Raw genomic sequence first — 16974 nt, forward strand, 5'->3', positions numbered from 1 at the left:
CGTGATGCCATGGTCGCGGGCTAGGCTCGGAGCCCATTGTTCGAGCCGGAACCGCTGGCTCGGCGAGAGCCCTCTGGGCTTGCTGGCAAGCACCAGCAGGCGCCGTTCCGGTAGTTGAGCCGCGCTCATCGCCCCTAGAATAGCCGTTTCGACCAGGTTTCCGGCGTGCTCTCGTTCACGATCTCGAGCTCGAGGTGATATTTGAACGGGCGGACGCCGCGGTGGCTGATCCAGTCGATCATCTGTCCGACGCCTTCCTCGAGCCTGATCTTGGGCTCGTACCCAAGCAGCCGGCGGGCCTTGTCCGCCGAGCAATTCGCAAGCTCGACTTCGCGCGGCCGTCCCTTGGTGAAGCTCGGCGTCAGGTCGAATTGCATGAGCCGCCCGACCATCTCAGCCAACTCCTTGATGGTGACGAATTCGTCGTCCGGGCCGATGTTGATGATCTCGCCCGCGCAGGCCGGGTCGAACGCCATTTGCTTCATCGGGTCGATGTCGTCGGTGACGTAGCTGAAGCAGCGCTTCTGGGTGCCGTCGCCGTAGATCACCGGCTGCCGCCCCTGGAGGATCAGGTTGATGAAGATGCTCGGCACGTTGCGGTAGGGGTCGTCGTACTTTTGGCGCGGGCCGTAGATGTTGTGGGGGACCGCGATCACCCACTCCATGCCATGCGTTTCGGCGAGGTTCTGGAGCATCAGCTCCGCGGTGTACTTGCCGATGCCATACGGATCCTGCGGGCGCGGCACCATGTCTTCGGTGAACGGCACCTGGTTGGTGCCGTAGCGGGCCATCGATGAGCACATGACGAAGCGCCGCACGTTGTTCGCGATCGCCGCCGAGATCATCGCGGTCGAGGCGCCGACTATGTTCTGCGTGATCAGGTGCGGCGAGAAGACCGACAGCCCCTCATAAGCGGTCGCTGCGCAGTGATAGACGATGTCGACGCCCTTCATGTGATGGCGGAGCTTATCGAAATCGTTGCAGTCGAACTGGTAGAATTCGACGCCGTCGGGGACGTTGTCGAGATAGCCGCCGATCATATTGTCGTTGCCGATGACCTCGTGGCCGTCGGCGAGGAAGGCGTCGGCCAGGTGGCTGCCAAGGAAGCCGGCGACGCCCGAAATGAAGATACGCTGTTTGGGCACTGTCGCACTCTTCCCGTGGTAATTGAGCCGCCGCAACTAACGGCACGCCCCTTGGTTGCCAACGGGCGCGAGAAGCCGCCGGTAGATCGCGTCGTAGCGGCCGATCCCGAGCTTGACGTCGAAACAATCGATGGCGGCTTGCCGACGGTCGTCTGGTTGCACGCTGGAGCGTTCCACTTCGTTAAGGGCCTGCCGGTACTTATCCTCGTCGAAGCCGCCGACCACTACACCGGCGCGGGTTTGTTCTAACGTCTGGGCGACGTCGCCGACTCCGGCATTGGCGACGATCGGAAGGCCAACCGCCAGCATCTCGCCGAGCTTGGTCGGCGAGCAGCCGAGCGCGGAAAAGGACGGCTGCTTGAAGGCGATACCGAGGTCGGCGGCGGCGAGCAGGCGGGGAACCTCGTCGCGCTGGGCGGCCCGAATCACGAGGTCGCGCGGGTCGAGGCCAAGATTCGCCGCGCGATCCTCGATCGCTTGCGGGGACTCCCGGGTGATGAACAGGAAGCGCGCCCCCGGGTGCCGTGTCCGATAGACCCGGAAAAAGTCGAGTATTTCGCCCAGCATGTAATTCCCGCCGAGCGATCCGAGATAGGCGAGAACCGACGCATCATCTGCGATGCCGAGCGCGTAGCGCGCCGCGCCGCGGCTTTCCGGCCCGGCGAGCATGAAATGGTCGACCTCGACGCAGCAGGGGATAACTTCGATCCGCCTGGGTTCGCCGCGAAGTTCGGGGCGGCGAAGGAGCTCGGTCTTGCCCGCCTCGGTCAGGCTGACGATGGCGTCCGCTTCGCTCAGCAGCCGGCTCTCGAGGCGCTTGAAGTGGCGGTAGACCAACCGGAAGACCGGGTTGCGCAAGTTCCAGCTTCCGCCCTCGCTCTTCTCCTCGGGCCAGAAGCCGCGCATGTCGAACAGCAGGGGGACGCCATAGCGTCGTTTGAGGTGAAGCCCCGTCGCGGCGGGAATGTAGCTTCGGCAATGGGCGAAATCGAACCTGCGCTGCCGATGCAGTCGCGCCGCGGTCCGGGTCAGCATCGCCTGATCGTAGGCCGATGAGACCACCGGCGGATGCTTGTGGTAGCGCAACGGCGCCCACTCGATCCCTCCCGCCGCGCATACGCGTCGGATCGCCTCGCCGTCGTTGTCGAAAGCGGCCGCCTTTTCACAGCTGAGGATCGTGATTCGGTGACCGAGCGCCGCTAGCCCAAGCAGGTAAGGCAGAACCTGCGATTGGCCGAGCGGATCGGTCAGGCCGTCATACGTGATGTAGAGGACTTTGGCGGTGTCCCGCCGGTCACCGCCGGAATCCTGCCTCGTCATGCAGCTTGCTTATTCGAACACCGCCCTTATCCAGCCCGACACATGTGCGGCATAGCGGGATTTGTCGACCCGGGCGCGGACATGGCGATGCTTCGCGCGATGACCGATCGCGTGAGCCGCCGCGGCCCGGACGACCAAGGCTACTTCCTGGAGGATGGCGTTGGGGTCGGCCACCGGCGCTTGTCGATCATCGACCTCTCGCCCGGCGGTCATCAGCCGATGGTGGTCGATGACCTCGTCATCACCTTCAACGGCGAAATCTACAATTATCGCGAGATCCGTGCTGAGCTGGAACGACTGGGCGACGGGTTCGCCTCGGCATCCGACACGGAAGTCATCCTCAAGGCATTCCGCCGTTGGGGCCCGGCCTGCGTCGAGCGCTTCATCGGCATGTTCGCGATGGCGATCTACGATCGCCGCGACCGCGCGCTCTACCTGTTCCGCGATAGGGCGGGGGTGAAGCCGCTTTATTACTATTGGAATGGCGGCCGCCTCGCCTTTGGAAGCGAGTTGAAGTGTTTCCAGCCATATCTCACCGCTTCCGAAAAGAGCGCGATCAGCAACGCTGCGCTGAGCGAGTTCTTCGCTTTCGGATATATCGGCAGCGAGCTTTCGATCCTCGAGGACATCCGCAAGGTTCCGCCGGCACATTATCTCAAGCTCCACGAGGGCCGGCTCGAGCGGCATCGCTATTGGGAGGCCTGTTTCGAGCCTGATGAGTCCTGGGAAGGTCGAACCGAGCAAGATCTCCTCGATGAGCTGGAAGCGCTGGCAATCAGCGCCTTCAACTATCGCATGGTCGCCGACGTCCCCGTCGGAGTGTTCCTGAGCTCGGGCGTCGACAGCTCCCTCGTCGCCGCCATTCTCAGCAAGCATCACGGCCGAATCCACACGTTCACCGTCGGCTTCGGTGAAGCGGACTATGACGAATCGCCGGACGCGCGGAGAATCGCCGAACATATCGGGTCCGATCATACGGAGGCGCGGCTGGACGCGGCACAAGGCTTCGAAATCCTGCGCCAGTTCGCCTGCATCTACGACGAGCCGTTCGGCGACACGTCCGGCGTTCCCACCAGCTTCGTGTCCGGGCTCGCCAAATCGGCGGGGATGAAGGTGGTGCTGAGCGGGGATGGCGGGGACGAGCTGTTCGGCGGCTATGAGCGCTACACCCAGTTCCTCGACCGCTGGACCCAATCGCGCCGGATCGGGACCGCTGGTCGGTTCACGGCGCGGGCAGCATTTGCCGGCGCCGACGGGGCGGGGCTATCGGCAGGCTCTGGCCGGTTCGCGCGTTACGCCGACTTGTTGCGGCACGAAGACTTCATCGCCTTTTACCAGAACATGCGCATCGACTCGTCCGTGCGCGAGCTTGCCGATCTGATCCCAGCGTTTCAGGAACCATCGGCCGCATCGTCATCGGGCGACCTGCTGGCGCTGATGTCCCAGTGGGACTTCGATCGGTATCTGCCGGACGACAACCTGGTGAAGGTCGACCGGGCCACCATGTTCCATAGCATCGAGGGGCGGGAGCCGTTTCTCGATCAACGGCTGATCGAATTCGGCGCCCGGCTTCCGACGAAGTTCAAGATTCGGAATGGCGAGACCAAATATCTCCTGAAACGATTGCTGGCGCGCTACCTGCCCGACGACCTGTGTCGGCTGCCCAAGCGCGGGTTCGCGGTGCCGGTGCGCGAATGGATCCGCGACTTCTACCAGCGCGAGTTCATCGACATGCTGGGAAGCGTCAGCTCGGATGTCTTCGATCGCTCGAAGCTGCTTGCGCTGCTGGACCGCTATCGTGCCGGCAAGCCGGTCAACTATTCGCTGTTGTGGCTGATTTTCTGCTTCCAGGCCTGGTTCGAGTCGTGGAATTCGGAAGCGCGGCCCCCACCGCAAGCCGATCATCTTGCGCTCCGCATCAGCGGCAGCTGATCAAGTGCAAAGAGACAATCGGCCCGTCGCCTTCGTGCTGCCCGATATGCGCTACGGCGGCGCCGAACGCATCGCCCTACGGCTCATCCGGAACTTCATCGACGAGGGCCAGGCAGTCGATCTCGTCTTGATGCAGAAGCGCGGCGAACTGCTCGACCAGCTGCCATCGCAGGCCCGCGTGTTCGACCTCGGAGCGGGCCGGATCCGCGGTGCGATTCGTCCTTTGGTCCGCTATCTCCGGCAGCACAGGCCTCGCTCGATGCAAGTCCGGATGTGGCCGCTGACCATTGCCGGCATCCTCGCCGCAAAGATTGCCCGTGTCGGGACGCATGTGGTCGTTAGTGACCACTCCGTCCTCTCCGATCATTATCGCTCGAAGGCGACGCAAGCTGCGCTTAGGTTGACGACGCGCCTTTTCTATCCCCTGGCGGACGCGCGAGTGGCCGTCTCTGCCGGGGCTGCTCGCGACCTCGCTAAGTTGTCGGGCATTCCGGTCGGCAAGTTCACTGTCATTCACAATCCCGTCGAACTTCCCTCAGAGCTTCGGTCGGCGCCGGACACCGAAGCGATGTGGGTGGGATCGGGCCCACGCATCCTGACCGTCGGCAAGCTCAAGGAGGAGAAGAACCACCAGCTGCTCATATTGGCCTTCGCCCGCCTGGCCGATGACCGGAATGCGCAACTGATGATCGCCGGAGACGGCCCGCTTCTGGAACCGCTACAATCGCTGGCGCGCGAACGGGGGGTAGGGGAGCGAATTCTGTTTCCCGGCTATGTCGCGGACCCTTGGCCGCTCTACGCGTCGGCCGATTTGTTCGTCCTGCCGTCGCGCGAGGAATCCTTTGGCAACGTCCTCGTCGAAGCCCTTCACGCGGGCCTGCCGATCGTCAGCACGCGGACGACGGGAGCCGACGAGCTTCTCGATGGCGGCCGGTTCGGCACCCTAGTCGCTAATGGCGACGCCCAGGCGTTGGCTACCGCGATGGAGAAGGCCCTCGACGAACCTTCCGCCCCCCAAATCGGGCGGGATCGGGCGAGGGAATTGTCGGGTGAGGCATCGCTTGCTGCCTACCGGGCGCTGCTGGTTGATTTGCATGCGAGCACAGTGACTTGAGCTGCGTTTGGCGAAGAGGTCGCGTCGGCGGTTGTCATTCGTCGAGACGTTGATAGGGCGGGCGAATGACTGATCTTCTCGATGTTTCGACCCATTTCCGTTTCGGCCAGAATTGGGCGGATTATTCCAAGCTGGTCGATGAGCGGCGAATTACCGACGCCCGGGAAAGCGTGGAGAGCCTGTGTGGCGACCTCACCGGCAAGACCTTCCTCGACATCGGGTCTGGATCCGGGCTGTTCTCGGTCAGTGCATTGCGGCTCGGCGCCAAGGAAGTGGTAGCGGTCGACATCGACGAGGATTCGGTCGCGACCACCCGCAAGTTGCTGACCGGGGAAGGCCGCGACAACTGGCGGGCCGAGCGGATCTCCGTGTTCGAACTGCCCGACCACGTCCACGACAAGTTCGACGTCGTCTATTCGTGGGGCGTCCTTCACCACACCGGCGCGATGTGGCGCGCGGTCGAAACGGCGGCGAGCTTCGTCAAGCCCGGGGGGACATTCGCCATCTCGCTTTACGAAAAGACCCCGCTGTGCGGCTTCTGGAAGCGCGAGAAGAGATTCTACAGCCTGCTTCCGAAACCGGCTCAAGTTACTATCCGCATTGGCTATCACGCGGCGTGGGCGGCCGCGCTCCTGCTAACCGGACATAATCCGGTGCGGCGTTGGCGCGAAGGCAACGAGCGTGGGATGAGTATCGCTCATGATGCGCACGATTGGCTCGGCGGCTTTCCCTACGAATCCGCGGCTCCGGCGGAAGTCATTTCATTCATGAAGAAGCTGGGTTTCGAGCATCGGCAGACCGTGCCGTATCGCATTCGCCTGAAAGGTTTGTTCGGCTCGGGGTGCGCCGAATATGTGTTCCACAAGCCCGAGGAAGCCGTGGCGAAGTCAGCACCTAAGCGGCGGTCGCGCGCGAAAGCCGGCTGAGTTTCATCAAACATCGCCGCGGGCCGCTCTGAGATAGGAAATTAACCGCTCTCGGGGTATTCTTGCGCCCATGGCTACGGTCATCCCCTTCGAGGAACGGGCGGTTGCCCGTTTGCGTGAGCGCCTCGGTGCGGTGGAGGAGGCGAACCAGGATCTGATCGCTTTTGCGCGTGGTCATTCGGGCGCGGTTGCGTCGATCCACGCCGCAGTCCTTGCCGCCGTCGAGACCGATAGCATCGATGCCCTGCTTCATGTGGTGACCCAGGAATGGCCGTTGATCCTGAGGATCGACGCGGTCGCGCTGTCACTGATCGTCGGCGACAAGGGCTTCCGGGCGGATGGGGGCGGGGTTCAGATTGTCGACCCGAAAATCCTCAAGCGCGCGATCGATCGCGTCGACGGGGTTGAGATGCACGCGGTCGAACGCGGCCATCCCCTGTTCGGCCCCGCGTGCGACCTGATCCGCGCCGAGGCGCTGATCCGGATCGACTGCGAGCCACCGTTGCCGGTGGGGTTGCTGGCGCTCGGCCAGCGCGCCGAGCTGAGCCTCGATGCCCGCCACGGAAGTGAATTGCTCATGTTCCTCGGTCGCAGCCTTGCGGCTATGATCCGCAAGTGGCTGGTGAACCCGCAACCGTCCTGACCTCGCCCGATGTTCGCGCGCTCGCCGCGCGCTGGGCCGAATATTTGCAGCATGACCGCCGCCGCTCGCCGCACACGGTGCGGGCCTACGTCGCGACGGCGCATCGGCTGATCGATTTTCTCGGTGAGCATCTCGGCGGGGCGGTCGCGCGCGATCGCCTACTCGAGCTCAAGGCCAGCGACCTCCGTGCGTTCCTTGCCCGCCGCCGCGCCGAAGGCCTCGGGGCGGCGTCGGCCGCGCGTGAGTTGTCCGGCGTGCGCGCGTTCCTCAAATATGCGGGGGAGCAGGCCGGGAGCCATAGCCAGCTGCCGCGCACTCGCGCGCCCAAGCGCCCGCGGACGCTTCCCCGGCCCGCCGCGCCCGAAGATGCAATGGGGCTTGCCCAGGACGCGGCCGAGCATGCCAGCGCGCCCTGGATCGGCGCCCGCGACCTTGCCATCCTGCTGTTGCTGTACGGAGCCGGACTACGCGTTGCCGAGGCGCTCTCGCTGACTTGCCGCATGCTTCCGATCGGCGCGACGTTGCGCGTCACCGGCAAGCGCTCGAAGACACGAATTGTGCCGATCGTCCCGGCCGTGAAGGAAGCCGTCGAGGATTATGCCCGTCAATGCCCGTATCCGGTCGCCGGAGACGCGCCGTTGTTCGTGGGTGCCAGGGGCGGGCCCCTGAACGCGGACCTGGTACGCCGTTCGGTCGCGGCGGCGCGCAAACGGCTCGGGCTGCCGGACAGCCTGACACCGCATGCGCTGCGCCACAGCTTCGCCACGCATTTGCTGGCGCGGGGGGTGGACTTGCGTGCACTGCAGGAGCTGCTCGGCCACGCGAGCCTATCGTCGACCCAAATTTACACGGCGGTGGACGCGGCGCGCCTGTTGGACGTCTATCGCCACGCCCACCCCCGTGCGTGAGGTCGTGGACGCACTCGCCGCGGCTCGACGGATTAGTGGGAAACCGCCGAGCCGCGACCCGGCGACTGCTAAGCGGTGTTGGTAAAGCGATCGCTAAATAACCATTTTGGATTAAATAGTTACGCGGCGAGACACTGCTCGATCGCGTCCCAGATCAGGCCGGCGGTGTCGGTGCCGTTGAACTTGTCGATGGCGACGATGCCGGTCGGGGAGGTGACGTTGATCTCCGTCAGCCACTTCCCGCCGATCACATCAATCCCGACGAACAGGAGGCCGCGCCGGTTAAGCTCGGGCTGGAGCGCTTCGCAAATCTCCCGTTCGGTGTCCGTCAGCTCAGCCGCCTCGGCGGTCCCTCCCGCAGCCAGGTTGGAGCGGATGTCGCCCTGCGCCGGCCGGCGATTGATGGCCCCGGCGAATTCGCCGTCGACGAGGACGATGCGCTTGTCGCCTTCGGCCACTTCGGGAAGAAAGGCCTGGAGCACGTGCGGCTCGCGATAGGTTGCGTTGAACAGCTCGATCAGCGCCGATAGGTTCGCGCCGTCGCGACCGACCTTGAACACCGCCTTTCCGGCGTTCCCGTGAAGCGGCTTGATTACGATCTCGCCATGATCGGCCAAGAACTTGCGCGCGGCGCCGAGCGACCGCGTCACCATCGTCGGCGGCATATATTGTGCGAAATCGAGCACCCAGACTTTCTCGGGCGCGTTGCGAACGGCCGCCGGGTCGTTGACGACCAGGGTTTCGTACTGAATCCGCTCGAGCAGATGCGTCGCGGTGATGTAGCCGAGGTCGAACGGCGGATCTTGGCGCATCAGCACGACGTCGACGTCGCGGCCGAGGTCGAGGATTGCAAATTCGCCGATGCGGAAATGATCTCCGGGAACCGCCTTCACGCTGACCTCATGGGCACCGGCATAAAGGCGCCCGTCCTGCCAGGTCAGGTCTTCGGCGAGATAGTGGTAGAGCTTGTGGCCACGCGCCTGCGCCGAAAGCATGAGGGCGAAGGTCGAATCGCCCGCGATGTTGATCGTTTCGAGGCGATCCATTTGGACGGCGACGCGCAGCGGCATGGCTTGCCGCCTAGGCAGTCAAAGCCCCGTTGTCACCCTTGCCAGACGTTGACGAGATGCTGCGGCCAGCGCCGCGGCACGATGAACAGGGCGTCGATGCGGACGTCGTCTCCGTCGCGCAGGTAGCGGGGGGCAAGTCGCTCGGCCGCGGCGGCGACCCGCCGCAAGCGCCACTGGTCGAGCGCCATCGCGGCGGCGTCATGACTGGCGCGCGCCTTCACCTCGACGAACGCGAGCGTCCGCCCGCGGCGGGCGATGACATCGACTTCGCCGCCCGGTACCCGCGCCCGCCGGGCGAGAATGCGCCAGCCGTGCAGCCGCAAATACCAGCAGGCCAGCGTCTCGGCGCCGCGGCCGCGCCTCTCGGCCGCCTGGCGGTTCACCGGGAGCGCTCGAGGGCGCGGGCGTAGGCGCGCTTGCGCGGGACCTTGAGGCGTTCCGCAACTTCCGCGGCGGCGCGGGAAGGGGACAGCCGGCCGAGCGCTTCGTCGAGCGCGTCATCGAGCTCGTCGTCGCCCGCCGGCAGCGTCTCCAGCGGCGGCGCGACGACGATGACGATTTCGCCGCGGGCCGGAGCGGCCGCATAGCGCTCGGCAAGCTGTTCGAGCGTGCCGGTCACGCACTCCTCGTGCAACTTCGTGATCTCGCGGGCGACCGCGGCGTCGCGGTCACCGAGCCCATCACCGAGTGCCGCGAGCGTTCCGGCGAGACGGGGGCCGCTTTCGTACAGCACCAGCGTCGCTCGCACGTCCGCGATCTCCGCGATCGCATCGGCGCGCGCCTTGGCCTTCGCCGGCAAAAATCCGAGAAACAGGAATCGGTCGGTCGGCAGACCGGCAAGCGTCAGCGCGGCGATCGCCGCACTCGGCCCAGGAACGGTGTGGATCGCATGGCCGGCGGCTCGGGCCGCGCGCACCAGCTTGTAGCCGGGATCGGAAATCAGCGGGGTGCCGGCGTCGCTGACCAGCGCGATGGCTTGGTCGCCGAGCCTGGCGACGATGGCGTCGCGGTCCCGCTCGCTGCTATGGTCGTCGTAGCGTGTCATCGGCACCTTCGCGCCAATGTGAGCGAGAAGCTTTGCCGTGACTCGAGTGTCCTCGACGAGGATGCGGTCCGCGCCGCGCAAGGTGTCTGCCGCACGTTCGCTAAAGTCGCCGAGATTGCCGATTGGAGTGGCCACGATATGCAGTCCGGGAGGCAATGGAACTTTCATTCGCACCTACCAATAAGCTCTTCCAAACCTTGCAAAAATGGAGCAACGTGCCGGTGTTTCAGCTCGTGCCGTGGGAGAGGGTGCGATGATTGCATTAGTGGGCGCCTGGGCAATCACTCTGACGATGCTGCAGGCGACGATCAATGGTCCGACGGACGCATTTCGCGGCTGCCTCAGGGAAGCGTCGGACAAGGCAGGAAAAGAAAAAGTCGCCGGCGACGCCTTTGAAGCTTACGCACGCAATGCTTGCAGCGCTCAGATGGGCTCCTTGAAAGGCGCCGTCGTTGCTTTCCGCGTGAAAAACGGGATGGCGAAGAAAGCGGCGGCGGACGATGCCAATATGACGGTCGACGATTATCTCGCGACCTCGGTCGACAAATATCAATTCTTCGCATCGCAGAATGCGCAGCAATCTGCTGCGGCGCCGGCCCCCAAATCCGCTCCGACGGTACAGGCAACGCCGGCGAGCGCTACGCAGCAACCGAAGCCTTAGTCTCGACCGCGGCGATGTCGCCGAGGATATGATCGAGCACCAGGCGCCCCTTCCCGGTTAGGCGGATGCGCGTGTCTTTCCTTAATAGGTGGCCGGACTCGGCGAGCCGCGCCACCCGGCCCCAGTCGACCACCGCCTCGAGCCCGAAACGCTCGGCGATCGCCTGAGCGTCAATTCCCTCGCGCAGGCGGAGCCCCATGACCAGCGCTTCATCCGCGGCCTCGACCGCCGACAATGGCGCTTCCTCGGCGATTCCACTCGAGTTGCGCGCCATCGCCTTGAGGAAGTTTTCGGGCTTCTTGTGCCTGACGGTGCGCATGCCCGAGCGCCGGCCGTGCGCGCCTGGCCCGATGCCGGCATAATCTCCGTAGCGCCAATAAGTGAGGTTGTGCCGGCTTTCGCGCCCGCTGCGGGCGTGATTGCTGATCTCATAGGCCGGCAAGCCCGCCGTCGCCGTCATCTCGTCGGTAAGCTCGAACAATGCAGCCGAGGCATCGGGGTCGAGCGGCTCGAGCTTGCCCGCGGCATGGAGAGCAGCGAAGCGCGTGCCTGGCTCGATCGTTAGTTGATAGAGGGAAAGGTGGCTGGTGCCGAGGCTGAGCGCCTGGGCCAGCGTTGCCGCCCAACCTGCCTCGGTCTCGCCGGGCAGCGCGTAAATGAGATCGAAACTCACGCGGCGGAAGCGTTTCTGCGCGATTTCCAGCGCGCGCCATCCTTCGCGGGCCGAATGCGCTCGGCCGAGGAAGGCAAGCGCCGCATTGTCAAAGCTCTGGAGCCCGAGCGACAGACGATTCACACCGGCCGACGCCAGATCGGCGAAGCGGTCCGCCTCGACCGAATTGGGATTGGCCTCAAGCGTGATCTCAATGTTCTTGGCGGGCTCCCAATGCCTGATTGCCGCATCGATCACGGCTTCGACCGTTGCCGGATCCATCAGCGAAGGGGTCCCTCCACCAAAGAAGATCGAGGTCAGGGTTCGGCCGCGCAAAAGTCGCGCTTCGTGCGCGAGGTCGGCCAGCAGCGCGTCGCGCCATTGCCGCTGGTCGATGGCGGCGCGGACGTGGCTGTTGAAGTCGCAATAGGGACATTTGCTGACGCAGAACGGCCAGTGGACGTACAGCGCCAGGGATTCCGCGCTCATTCCTCGAGCGCCTCCACGAACTTGCGAAATGCCACCGCGCGATGGCTGATGGAATGCTTCAACTCGGGTTCGAGCTCGCCGAATGTCTCGTCGTAGCCCACGGGTACGAACATCGGATCGTAGCCAAAGCCCCGGTCGCCTCGCGGCGGCCAGGCGAGCGTCCCGTCGACCCGCCCGTCGAACGTCTCGGCCTGGCCGTCGTTCGGCCAGGCGATCGCCAGCGAGCAGGCGAAATGGGCGGCCGGGGGCGCCTCGGGTTCGGTCGCCTCGGCTTCGCGCCAGACCCTCTCCATCGCGCGCATCCAGTCACGGTTGCCGTCCTCATCCTCGGCCCACCGCGCCGAAAAGATGCCGGGACGCCCATGAAGCGCATCGACGCACAGGCCGCTGTCATCCGCGAGCGCGGGCAAGCCCGACAGATCGGCGGCCTCGCGCGCCTTCAGGTCCGCATTGTCGGCAAAGCTGTTGCCGATCTCCTCGGGCTCGGGCAAGCCGAGCTCTTCCGCGCCGACCACCGAAATTCCCAGCGGCTCGATCAGCGCCGCGATTTCGCGCAGCTTGCCGAGATTGTGGGTCGCGATGACCAGCTTGTCGCCGATCGGCCTCATGCGCTGGCCTTGATCTGCGCCGCGAAAATGTCGGAGCAGCCGATCCGCGCGAGGCGGAGGAGGCGCAGCAGCCCTTCTTCGTCGAAGGTTTCGCCCTCGGCGGTCAGCTGCGCCTCGACGATCGCGCCGTCCGCCGTCAGCACGAAATTGCCGTCGCTGCCGGCGGTCGAATCTTCGTCATAGTCAAGGTCGAGCACCGCCGTTCCGTTGTGGATGCCACAACTCACCGCGGCCACTTGGGTGCGAATCGGATCGACCGGAAGCGCTTTGCTTTGCAGGAGCTTGTTGATGGCAATGCGGAGCGCCACCCAGCCGCCCGAAATAGCTGCCGTGCGAGTGCCGCCGTCGGCCTGGATGACATCGCAATCGACAATGACCTGGCGCTCGCCGAGCTTGGTCAGATCAACCACGGCGCGCAGCGAGCGGCCGATCAACCGCTGGATCTCCTGCGTCCGCCCCGACTGCTTGCCTCGCGCGGCCTCGCGATTGCCGCGTGTGTGCGTGGCCCGGGGCAGCATGCCATATTCGGCCGTGACCCAGCCCTGGCCTTTGCCACGCAGGAACGGCGGGATTTTGTCCTCGACGCTTGCCGTGCAGAGGACGCGGGTGTCGCCGAAGCTGACGAGGCACGCGCCTTCAGCGTGCCGAGTGAATCCGGGATCGAATTTCAGCTCGCGCATTTGGTCGGGGGCGCGTCCGGAGGGGCGCATTCAGACTCCTTCATCCTGATAATGGTGCGGTGCGTCCCTAGACCGCGCGCCACGCCAATCCTAGATGCCTAATATGGCCGAGCCGATCGTTGAACTTACGGACCGGATGCGCGACATCTTTGGCCGAGTGATCGAGGCGTATCTCGAGCGCGGCACGCCGGTCGGGTCAAAAGTGCTGGCCGGCGCGATCAATCTGTCGCCGGCCTCGATCCGGGGCGTGATGCAGGAGCTGGAGGAGCGTGGCCTGCTCACCCATCCGCATACGTCCGCCGGGCGCATTCCGACCGAACGCGGGCTGCGCCTGTTCGTCGACGGCATCATGCAGACCGCTGCGCCCGACCCGCGCGAGCGGATGGAGATCGAGCGGCAGATCGTCCGCGATCAGCCGATCGAGGATGCGCTTGCCGCAGCCTCGGCGGCCTTGTCCGGCCTGTCGGCTTGCGCCGGCATTGTGCTGGCGCCGAAGCAGGAACTCATATTGCGGCAATTGAGCTTCGTTCCGCTGGATCGCGGCCGGGCGTTGGCGGTGCTGGTCGGCGCCGACGGCAGCGTCGAGAACCGCATCGTCCCGCTCGACGACGGGACGACGTCCGACGCGCTTACCGAGGTCAGCAATTTCGTGAACGCGCGGCTGTCGGGCCTGACGCTGGATGAGGCGCAGGCGCGACTGCGCGCCGAAATTCGCGAGCGCAAGGAAGCGATCGACGCCACCGCCGCCGAATTGGTCGCCTCCGGCCTCGCGGCCTGGAGCCAGGATCATTCACGCCGCCCGGTATTGATCGTTCGCGGACAAGCCAACCTGATAGATCCAGGCGCCGCCGAGGATCTCGATCGAGTCCGCATGCTGCTCGACGAGCTGGAGGAAGCGCAGGAAATCGCCCGGCTGCTCGAAGGAGCGCGCGACGCGCCCGGCTGCCGCATCTTCATCGGTTCCGAAAACCGGATGTTCGCTTTGTCCGGTTCCTCGGTGATTGCCGCGCCGTATCGTGGGAGCCAGGGTCAGGTCGTCGGCGTTGTCGGCGTGATCGGCCCGACGCGGTTGAACTACGCCCGCGTGGTCCCCATGGTGGATTTCACCGCGAAAGCACTGACGAGATTGATGGCATGACCGAAGACGAAAAGCTGCACGAAGAGGCCGAGGAAATCCGCGCCACGACTGCAAAGGAGTCGCCGGAGGTCGCCGAGCACGACCATGTGGCGGAGCTCGAGAAGCAGCTCGCGGAAGCGAACAGCAAAGCGCTCTATGCCGCGGCCGAGATCCAGAACGTGCGGCGTCGGCTCGAGCAAGAGAAGCAGCAAGCTTCGGTCTATGCCCAGGCCGGGTTCGCCAGGGACATGCTGGCGATCAAGGATCATCTTGAGCGCGCCCTGGTCGCGGTCTCCGACGAACTGCGCAGCGACAAGGTCGCCAGCCAGTTCCTGGCCGGGATCGAGGCGACCGCCCGCGAGCTGGAGTCCGTGTTCGCCAAGAACGGCGTCAGCCGCATCAAGTCGGTCGGCGAGAAGCTCGACCCCAATCGCCACCAGGCGATGATGGAGATCCCGACCGATCAGGCCGCCCCGGGCGTCATCGTCGAGGAGATGCAGGCGGGCTACATGCTCGGAGAGCGCTTGCTGCGCCCCGCGCTTGTGGGGGTCGCGAAGAAGCCGGACTAGTCCTGCAGGTGGCTGTCGTCGGGACGCGTTGACTCGCCGGGGCTTGGCGCGCAGTTTTTTCCGTGGAGGACCATTTGGGGGCCATCTTCCTCAGCTACGCACGAGAGGACCGCGCCTGCGCCGACGCGCTCGCGCGAGCGCTCGAGCAAGCTGGTCACAATGTCTGGTGGGATCGTCACATCGACGGCGGGGAAGAATTCGCCGCCGAGATCGAAGCTGAACTCGACAAGGCCGATGTCGTGTTGGTCGCCTGGTCGATGCTGTCGGTAAAATCGCGATGGGTGCGCGATGAGGCAGCTGTGGGAGGTGACACGGGACGGCTCGTCCCCGTCAGCATCGACGGATGCTTGCCGCCGATGGGTTTTCGCCAGTTTCACACGCTGGATCTGGCCGGCTGGAAAGGCGGCAAGCGGGACGATCGCACGGCAGAGCTGCTTCGGTCGGTCGCTCGCCGGCTGGAGGCGAAGGGCAAAGCCGCGCCCTTCGCTTTCGCAGCCGAGCAAAAGCGCGCGTTCGCCTGGCCCGGACGCAGAGCCTCGTGGACGATTGGCGCACTGGTCGCAGTGTTGATGATCGCCGCGGCGACAGCAATGTTCCTGACCAATCGGCAGCCGATGGGGGGACCATTGCCAAAGCCGACGATCGCGCTCGCGTCTTTCACCGCGCCATCGTCCGACGCCGAGCTTCACGATCTTGCCCGGCAGGCTCGGGACTCGCTGTCGCATACCTTGTCGCAAACCGGCATTCCGGTCCGGCTGATCGGCTCGGTACCCCAAGACCGACGTTCCGCGGGTGATTTCATGCTTTCGGGCGACCTGAGCAGGAACGGCGAGAGCGTCGTGGCAACCATCCGCCTGGAGGAGGCGGCCCAGGGGGTAACAGTATCCACGAGCCGGTTCGAGGCCGGACCCAACGATATCCGCTACCTGCCTGAGCGGATTGGTGCCCAAATGGCAGCCTTTTTCGACGGACCAGTGCTGCTGGTTCTCGACAGGCGGCATCCGATGGACCCGGCGTTGATGGCGGAGCTTCTTGCCGAGACCGATGACCAGCTCCAAGCTTACCAAATCCGGAAGCGGGTAGTCGCGAAGGCGCCGGACAACCCCAACGCGCAAATGGGCGTCGCCTTTTTCACGGGGTTCGTGCTGGGTGAGCTTCCGCGCGACGAGCGGGCGCAGGCCGTGACCGAGGCGCGGCAAGCCGCCGAGCGGGCGCTCGCGCTCGCTCCCGAATTCGGCGACACCTATGCCACGTCGTGCTTACTCCATAGCGAGACCCGGCTGGCCGAATGCGAAGATCAGCTGCGCACCGGCAAACGCGTCGATCCGGACGCGCCTTATCTCAACGGCTTCCTTTCCGCCCTCATGCGGAACGTCGGGCGCTTCGATCAGGCGGTTGAACTCACAAGACTGTCGTACACGCACAATCCGTACGATCACTTCAAAATTGCGGACATGCTGAAGATGTTCGAATTCGCGGACCACAGCGACGATGCCCGCGAACTGTATCGGCAGGGCGTCCGCTGGTGGCCGGGACGCAAGGACATGTTTTTTCGGAACCGCATGTTCGGAAGACTTGACCGCGGGGATTTTGAGGCGATCCGCCGCATCGAGCAGGAAGTGGGTGCGGAACCTCTTCCTGCCGGATACCGGGACAGTGCCGCGCTCGTCGCCGCCCTCCGGTCGAAGTCACCCGCGGCCGTGACGCGAACCTGCGCTGGGGCGGACGCTTTTTTGATCAAGATCCGCTGCATGCTCGCGTTCTCGGCGGTCGGCGATCTGGACAGCGCTTTTGGGCTGGCGGACAAGCTCTATCCGACGCGGATCGGCCGCACTCCGGCGGAAACCGAGCGCATCTGGCTCGATGAACCTGACGGCGGCGGGGGTACCGAGTTCATCACCTCGCCCGCGGCCGCGCCGATGCGCGGCGACCCGCGCTATCTGCAGCTCGCGCAGCGTGTCGGCCTGCTCGCTTATTGGCGCAGCGGGCGGCTTCCCGACTTCTGCCGCAAGCGGCCGGAGCCGATCTGCGCACAACTCTTGAAGCGTTAGCCAGGCCGTTGATTTAAAAAGACGGTTAGCAATCGGCGTTTTGA

Annotated in this window: 17 protein-coding genes; 9 read left to right on the plus strand and 8 right to left on the minus strand. The window is 64.9% G+C overall.

Annotation, left to right across the window (positions count from 1 at the left end; genetic code table 11):
• Positions 1 to 134: 134 nt before the first annotated feature.
• Positions 135 to 1145: an NAD-dependent epimerase/dehydratase family protein gene (locus N539_RS0110890; protein ID WP_197018407.1), complete on the minus strand. Its 1011-nt coding sequence runs from the start codon at positions 1143 to 1145 to the stop codon at positions 135 to 137.
• A 36-nt stretch (positions 1146 to 1181) separates the two neighbouring features.
• Entirely contained in the window at positions 1182 to 2465 is a 1284-nt protein-coding gene (locus N539_RS0110895; RefSeq protein WP_028970275.1) for a glycosyltransferase family 4 protein, read from the minus strand.
• A 42-nt stretch (positions 2466 to 2507) separates the two neighbouring features.
• Here N539_RS0110895 and asnB point away from each other — a divergent pair, with 42 nt between their 5' ends.
• The 5 genes from asnB to N539_RS0110920 all read left to right on the plus strand — a co-directional run bounded on the left by asnB (position 2508) and on the right by N539_RS0110920 (position 7988).
• Positions 2508 to 4397: an asparagine synthase (glutamine-hydrolyzing) gene (gene asnB, locus N539_RS16745; protein WP_051531750.1), complete on the plus strand. Its 1890-nt coding sequence runs from the start codon at positions 2508 to 2510 to the stop codon at positions 4395 to 4397.
• A gap of 4 nt (positions 4398 to 4401) precedes the next feature.
• Positions 4402 to 5511 (plus strand): glycosyltransferase, encoded by a 1110-nt coding sequence (locus tag N539_RS16750; RefSeq protein WP_051531751.1) that lies wholly within the window; start codon positions 4402 to 4404, stop codon positions 5509 to 5511.
• Between the two features lie 65 nt (positions 5512 to 5576).
• Positions 5577 to 6437 carry a class I SAM-dependent methyltransferase gene (locus N539_RS0110910; RefSeq protein ID WP_028970276.1) on the plus strand — a complete coding sequence of 287 codons (861 nt, stop codon included), beginning with the start codon at positions 5577 to 5579 and terminating at the stop codon, positions 6435 to 6437.
• 70 nt (positions 6438 to 6507) lie between these two features.
• Positions 6508 to 7080 (plus strand): DUF484 family protein, encoded by a 573-nt coding sequence (locus N539_RS0110915; protein WP_028970277.1) that lies wholly within the window; start codon positions 6508 to 6510, stop codon positions 7078 to 7080.
• On the plus strand, positions 7053 to 7988 hold the full coding sequence (locus N539_RS0110920; RefSeq protein ID WP_231463037.1) for a tyrosine recombinase XerC: 936 nt from the start codon (positions 7053 to 7055) through the stop codon (positions 7986 to 7988). The genes N539_RS0110915 and N539_RS0110920 overlap by 28 nt, the downstream gene beginning before the upstream one ends.
• A 119-nt stretch (positions 7989 to 8107) precedes the next feature.
• Here the strand turns inward: N539_RS0110920 and gshB are convergent, their stop codons facing one another.
• Genes gshB through rsmI form a run of 3 tightly spaced genes read right to left on the minus strand, consistent with a single transcriptional unit; the run spans position 8108 to position 10271 of the window.
• Positions 8108 to 9058 carry a glutathione synthase gene (gene gshB / locus N539_RS0110925; protein WP_028970279.1) on the minus strand — a complete coding sequence of 317 codons (951 nt, stop codon included), beginning with the start codon at positions 9056 to 9058 and terminating at the stop codon, positions 8108 to 8110.
• A gap of 32 nt (positions 9059 to 9090) precedes the next feature.
• Positions 9091 to 9441, minus strand: coding sequence for a YraN family protein (locus tag N539_RS0110930; RefSeq protein ID WP_028970280.1), 351 nt, complete (start codon positions 9439 to 9441; stop codon positions 9091 to 9093).
• Positions 9438 to 10271, minus strand: a complete 834-nt coding sequence (gene rsmI, locus N539_RS0110935; protein WP_028970281.1) for a 16S rRNA (cytidine(1402)-2'-O)-methyltransferase — start codon at positions 10269 to 10271, stop codon at positions 9438 to 9440. Before rsmI ends, N539_RS0110930 begins: the two co-directional genes overlap by 4 nt.
• A gap of 37 nt (positions 10272 to 10308) precedes the next feature.
• Here rsmI and N539_RS0110940 point away from each other — a divergent pair, with 37 nt between their 5' ends.
• On the plus strand, positions 10309 to 10764 hold the full coding sequence (locus tag N539_RS0110940; protein WP_156029894.1) for a hypothetical protein: 456 nt from the start codon (positions 10309 to 10311) through the stop codon (positions 10762 to 10764).
• Here the strand turns inward: N539_RS0110940 and hemW are convergent.
• Genes hemW through rph form a run of 3 tightly spaced genes read right to left on the minus strand, consistent with a single transcriptional unit; the run spans position 10742 to position 13223 of the window.
• Positions 10742 to 11905, minus strand: coding sequence for a radical SAM family heme chaperone HemW (hemW, locus tag N539_RS0110945; RefSeq protein ID WP_028970283.1), 1164 nt, complete (start codon positions 11903 to 11905; stop codon positions 10742 to 10744). The genes N539_RS0110940 and hemW overlap by 23 nt on opposite strands.
• Complete coding sequence (gene rdgB, locus N539_RS0110950; protein WP_028970284.1) at positions 11902 to 12513, minus strand: RdgB/HAM1 family non-canonical purine NTP pyrophosphatase; 612 nt, start codon at positions 12511 to 12513, stop codon at positions 11902 to 11904. The genes hemW and rdgB overlap by 4 nt, the downstream gene beginning before the upstream one ends.
• Positions 12510 to 13223 (minus strand): ribonuclease PH, encoded by a 714-nt coding sequence (rph, locus tag N539_RS0110955; RefSeq protein WP_028970285.1) that lies wholly within the window; start codon positions 13221 to 13223, stop codon positions 12510 to 12512. Before rph ends, rdgB begins: the two co-directional genes overlap by 4 nt.
• Before the next feature lie 73 nt (positions 13224 to 13296).
• On the opposite strand from rph, the gene hrcA reads away from it, so the two are divergent.
• From hrcA to N539_RS0110970, 3 genes are all read left to right on the plus strand, one after another.
• Positions 13297 to 14331, plus strand: a complete 1035-nt coding sequence (gene hrcA, locus N539_RS0110960) for a heat-inducible transcriptional repressor HrcA (protein ID WP_028970286.1) — start codon at positions 13297 to 13299, stop codon at positions 14329 to 14331.
• A complete protein-coding gene (gene grpE / locus N539_RS0110965; protein ID WP_028970287.1) occupies positions 14328 to 14879 on the plus strand; it encodes a nucleotide exchange factor GrpE in 552 nt (183 codons plus the stop codon). Before hrcA ends, grpE begins: the two co-directional genes overlap by 4 nt.
• Before the next feature lie 74 nt (positions 14880 to 14953).
• Positions 14954 to 16930 (plus strand): TIR domain-containing protein, encoded by a 1977-nt coding sequence (locus N539_RS0110970; protein ID WP_197018408.1) that lies wholly within the window; start codon positions 14954 to 14956, stop codon positions 16928 to 16930.
• The last annotated feature ends 44 nt before the right edge of the window (positions 16931 to 16974 follow it).

The organism is Sphingomonas sp. URHD0057 (assembly GCF_000620665.1).
Taxonomy (GTDB): domain Bacteria; phylum Pseudomonadota; class Alphaproteobacteria; order Sphingomonadales; family Sphingomonadaceae; genus Sphingomicrobium.